The sequence below is a fragment of the Cupriavidus sp. SK-3 genome (assembly GCF_000611145.1).
Taxonomy (GTDB): domain Bacteria; phylum Pseudomonadota; class Gammaproteobacteria; order Burkholderiales; family Burkholderiaceae; genus Cupriavidus.
Window position 1 is genome coordinate 154 of sequence record NZ_JFJV02000003.1, and the last position, 765, is coordinate 918.

The 765-nt window shown below is 57.5% G+C and carries 1 pseudogene; it reads right to left on the bottom strand.

Annotated elements, in window-relative coordinates:
• Positions 1–165: 165 nt before the first annotated feature.
• Positions 166–327 (bottom strand): annotated as a pseudogene (locus CF70_RS37150) (integrase); the annotation flags it as partial.
• Positions 328–765: the final 438 nt, after the last annotated feature.

The following is a 765-nucleotide window of genomic DNA, read 5'->3' on the forward strand; positions in this document are numbered from 1 at the left end:
CCTTGCCCAGCGGAAAGAGGAGGCGGACCACGCAACTCTGCACGGAGGCGCGACTTCCCAAGTAACCTCGCTGCTTGAGTTCTTGCCAGATCAGTTCAGGAACGCGACAGCCCTGGACGATTCGTTCCTCGATATAGTCGCGATAGGGATCCAAAGGCGTCGGACGAAGATCTCCTTGGGCACCAGGTGCAGCGCCCCGCGCGACAAGGACTTTTCCTTGCCAATGATCGGTAGCACGATCGGGCGATCCTCACCTGGCAATGGCATCGGCGGCAGGCCGTAGGCCTCGCGATAGCGCGCCAGTTCTACGAGCAGTTCGTCCGTGGCTGTTGAGGAACGTTCCGCTAGCGGCGCCCGCTATATCCGCTACTAATCATATGGATCTAACCTGTTGATTTATATATGGAATCTGACATTCCTGGATGCTTTTGGCCGTTGTGCAAGAGCAACGCCATTTTCCGGCCATGTCCAACGATTCCGCTAATACGGCGCGGCGGATCATTAATTCAGCTAACACGGGCTACGCGGAGCCGGCGTCGGCGAAATTCTATTGCTGGCCGGGCAGGGCGGACGGGGAGGGTGATAGTTCGAGGCATGCGTATGACCTCGCGAAAGATCGGAAAAATAGGGGGTATTCTGGCGATCCGCGTTCACGCCACGACCCGCGCGCCAGGGAGATCTCCATTGGAAGCACTCGCGACCATCGGCAGGAGAAGAGCGTTTTTCCTTCATCTATCCTGGCTGGCACCCACATTTGCGGAATTT